This is a genomic window from Rubrivirga sp., assembly GCF_049648075.1.
GTDB lineage: Bacteria > Bacteroidota > Rhodothermia > Rhodothermales > Rubricoccaceae > Rubrivirga.
The window spans coordinates 1-2,633 of record NZ_JBARYR010000140.1 but is presented as its reverse complement, the minus strand read 5'-3'; the positions used below and the strand labels follow the sequence as shown (position 1 = coordinate 2,633).

The 2,633-nt window shown below is 71.8% G+C and carries 3 protein-coding genes; all 3 read left to right on the top strand.

Features of this window, described 5'->3' with window-relative positions; genetic code table 11:
- A partial coding sequence (locus WBA11_RS03955; protein ID WP_424519425.1) for a hypothetical protein occupies positions 1 to 1,390 on the top strand: 1,390 nt, incomplete at its 5' end.
- Complete coding sequence (locus WBA11_RS03950; protein WP_424519424.1) at positions 1,390 to 2,235, top strand: hypothetical protein; 846 nt, start codon at positions 1,390 to 1,392, stop codon at positions 2,233 to 2,235. The genes WBA11_RS03955 and WBA11_RS03950, both read left to right, overlap by 1 nt.
- Positions 2,235 to 2,633, top strand: a 399-nt coding sequence (locus WBA11_RS03945) for a glycosyltransferase family 2 protein (RefSeq protein WP_424519423.1), incomplete at its 3' end; no start/stop codon positions are given. The genes WBA11_RS03950 and WBA11_RS03945, both read left to right, overlap by 1 nt.

Below are 2,633 nucleotides of genomic sequence, written 5' to 3'. Positions count from 1 at the left end.
GGGCGACCTGTCGGTCCTGGCCTCGGCGCGGCAGTCGTTGGTCGAGGAGAGCGCGGCGGCCGTCGGATCGGACCTCCCGTACCGCTTCGAGGACGCGTTCGCCAAGGCTCACGCCCGGCTCGACGCGACCTCGACGCTGCAGGCGACGGCCCTCTACGCCCGCGACCGGGCCGATCTGGGCGAGACCGGCGACGTGCTCCGCCAGCGGTCGACGGCCGTCGGGGGCCAGTTCTACACGATCTCGTCCGAGTTCGCCGCCGCGCTCGACATCTCGGCCTACTGGTCCGAGTTCGTGTCGGAGTTCGTCCCGTCGCCTGACCGCGCGAGCGGGCCGCCACGGATGTCCGAGTCGAGCGTGTTCGGCGGCCGGTTCGGCTACGTCTACTACGTCGGGCCGCACACCTTTCGGACCGGCATTCAGGCCTCGTCGTACCGGTTCCTCTACTCGTTCCGGCCCGAAGCCGAGCGGAACGACAACACGAGCGAGGGCTCCGTCTTCGCCGACGCCGACCTCGAGTTCGGCGCGTTGCGCATCGAGCCGGGCGTCCGCGTCCAGACGTTCCCAGCCCAGCAGCAGCCGTCGTCCATCGAGCCTCGGCTGCAGGTCTCGTACACGCGAGGCCGATCCGTCTTTCGGGCGGCGGGCGGCGTCTACCGCCAGGAGATCGTGGGCCTGAACGACCAGCGCGACATCGGGGACGTGTTCACGGCCTGGACCACGCCCTCGAGCCAGCTTCCGATTCCAACGGCCGTGCACGGGCTCGCTGGATGGGAAGGCACCGTCGCCGACGGGCTCCGCCTGGGCATCGAGGGCTACGCGAAGTCACTCTCGGGCCAGACGATCCTGGTCGGCGGCCAGCTCTTGTCCACCAACGGCGACGCGTACGGCCTGGACGTGACCGGCTCCTACCGACGGCCGGGCCTACGTCTCGAGGCCGTGTACACCGCGTCCGCGCTGACCTACCGCGACGCGTTCCGCACGTACCGACCGCCGTTCCACCGTCCGCACCGCCTGGCTCTCAGCGGTCGGGCCGAGCGAGGCCCGTGGGCCGCGTCGGTCGCGTTCCAACTCACGTCCGGCCGTCCGGTCCAGCGCGTGCTGGGCGCCTTCCGCGACCTCGAGGGCGGGCGCGACCTCGTGAGCAATCCGGGTCGGCCCACGGCGATCTTCGAGGCCGAACCCTACGTTGGGCTGACGCCGTCGTACCACCGCTTGGACGTGTCGATCGAGTGGGCGGCTCAGCTTCCGCGCGCCTCGCTAGTGGTCCAGGCGGCCCTGGTGAATGCCTACGACCGCTCGAACGTGTTCTACTTCGACGCGGTGCGGAACGAGCGCGTGGACCAGCTCCCGCTCCTGCCCACGCTGGGGCTCCGCCTCGAGGTCGACTAGTGCGGAGACGGACTGCCCTCTTCTGCTGGCTGTGCCGGCCTCTCGATGTTCGAGGCCGCCTCGCCGCGTTGTGCTGCGCGGCGGTGGCGCTCGCGGGCTGCTCCGACGCTTTCGACCCACGGGCCGAGACGGACCTGGCATTCGCCGTCTTCGGCGCGCTCGACGGCCGCGAGAGCCGCCAGGTGCTCCGTGTCAAGGACCTCCGGGCGCCCCTCAACGACATCGCCTCTCTGCCGCCACCGATTGTGACCTCGACCGAGCTCACGTCGGGGCGGGAGACCGCGTGGCGCGACTCGCTCGTCGTCCTCGAGGACGGGTCCACGGACCGCGTCGCCATCGCCGACCTCGAGGTCGCGGCGGGCGACGTCCACCGCATCGAGGTCGTGCGCGACGACGGCGCCCGGTCGGTCTCGACGGTCACCCTCGGAGACCCGGCGGTCCAGATCGACTCGATCAGCGCTGCTCCGACGTTCCGCGTCTTCCTGAGCCTCCGCGACCTCGTCGGCCGGGCGACGGAGGGGACGGTCCGGTACAGCGTCCAGCGAGCCGACGGGTCGGGCGCGTTCGACCTGGTCGTCCCGACGCGGATCCCCCTGGGCGACCCGGCGCTCTCGGCCTTGCTCGGCACCGCTCGGGAGCAGTCCACGCAGATCCTCTACGGCTCCGCCGGCGGCGACGTCGAGCTGCTCGACGTCCGCTTCGAGGCCGTCATCCTCAGCGAGCAGCCGGCCGCCCTCGAGGACGGCGTCGGCGGGATCGACTGGGCGGTGCCGGTCTCGCTTCCCCTCTTGGTCCCCACGGACGTCGTCATGCAAGCCGGCTTCGTCGACAAGCGTCTGCCGTGATGCGGACCGTCGTCGTCATCCCGGCCCGGGACGAGGAGGCGTCCGTCGGCGACGTGGTGGCGTCCGTCCTCGAGGCCCCTTCGGCAGGCTCAGGGCAGGCTGTCGAGACGGTCGTCGTCGTGGACAACGGGTCGCGCGACCGGACGGCGGAGGTCGCTCGTGAGGCCGGCGGGATCGTCGTCCCTGAGCCTCGCGCCGGCTACGGGCGCGCGTGCCTCGCGGGCCTTGCCTGGGTCCGCGACCTCGAGGCCGTGCCCGATGTCGTCCTCTTTCTAGACGCCGACAAGAGCGACGATCCCGCCGACCTCGAGGCCGTCCTAGCGCCGGTCCGCGACGGCACCGCCGACATGGTCATCGGGAGCCGCGTGCTCGGGCAGCGGGCGGGCCGCGTCGAGGCC